The sequence below is a fragment of the Nocardia sp. NPDC050175 genome, from assembly GCF_044459885.1.
In the GTDB taxonomy this organism is placed as follows: Bacteria; Actinomycetota; Actinomycetes; order Mycobacteriales; family Mycobacteriaceae; genus Nocardia.
Genome location: NZ_JBITJI010000032.1, coordinates 1 through 1195, shown reverse-complemented (window position 1 = coordinate 1195; position 1195 = coordinate 1). Strand labels below are relative to the sequence as shown.

Below are 1195 nucleotides of genomic sequence, written 5' to 3'. Positions count from 1 at the left end.
AGCTAGTGCCTCGTCCAGAAAGGTCGCTGCGGTAACCGGGTGTCGGGTTGATCGTGCGCCTGAGGTCGGTGATGCTGCCGGTGGAGGTGGTGCCGGTGGCCCGGAAGCCGGAAGTGTTTGTGCGAGCGGTGACTCCGGAAGAGGGTCGCCGGTTGCAGAAGATCACGAAGACAAGCAGGCAACCGGTCCGGACACGGCGTGCGATCGTGGTGATGGCCTCAGCGCAGCGGCAACCGGTTCCTGCGATCGCTCGGTTGATGCAGGTATCGGAAGCCTATGTGCGGCAAGTGATCCACGAGTTCAACGAGCGGGGGTTCGAGGCTTTGGACCCAAAATGGAACGGGGGCAGGCCGAAGAAGGTTGATCGGGCGACGCGTGAACGTATCGCCTGTATCGCCCGGTGCTGTCCCCGCGACCTGGGCTGGCCGTTCTCGGTGTGGAGCCTGTCGAAACTGCGAGAAGTGCTGGCCACCAACAAGATCACCGACATCAGCCGCGAGACTCTGCGCAAGATCCTCAAAGCCGAGGGGGTGTCGTGGCAGGCCACCAAAACCTGGAAAGCCGGCACCGACCCGGAGTTCACCGCCAAGATGAACCGCATCCTGGATCTTTACGACCGGCCACCCGCGGACGGGCGGGTGATCTGTGTGGACGAGTTCGGTCCGTTGAATCTGCAACCCCGTGCAGGTCGCGGCTGGTTTCCGCGGCGAAGACCGCAACGGTTGCGGGCGACTTACCACCGCACTCAGGGTGTGCGGCATCTGCTCGGCGCATTGGATCTGGCGACCGGGAAGATCCATTACCGGATTCGGGATCGAAAGCGGTGGCAGGAGTTTCTGGGCTTGTTGAAGTCGCTGAGGGCTCGCTGGCCCGGGCAGAAGCTCTACGTCATCGCCGACAACTTCTCCCCGCACAAGCGCGCCGAGGTCCGGGACTGGGCCGCGGCCAATGACATGGAACTGGTGTTCCTGCCGACCTATTCGTCGTGGTTGAACTGGATCGAGTCCGAATTCGCGGCCCTGCGCTACTTCGCTCTCAACGGCACCGATCACCGCAGCCACGGCGAGCAGGACGCCACGATCGGTGCCTACCTCCGCTGGCACAACCAGCACGCCCAGCCCAAACGCGAGTTCGCCGTCAACTCCAAGATCCGGTTACCTGATTACCTACCGAAGGTTGCTTGACGAGGCACTAG

General features: G+C 62.9%; 1 protein-coding gene. It reads left to right on the top strand.

All coding sequences use genetic code 11. The features are described from left to right. The first annotated feature begins 71 nt into the window (after positions 1 to 71). Positions 72 to 1184: an IS630 family transposase gene (locus ACIBK2_RS45790; RefSeq protein ID WP_396977566.1), complete on the top strand. Its 1113-nt coding sequence runs from the start codon at positions 72 to 74 to the stop codon at positions 1182 to 1184. The last annotated feature ends 11 nt before the right edge of the window (positions 1185 to 1195 follow it).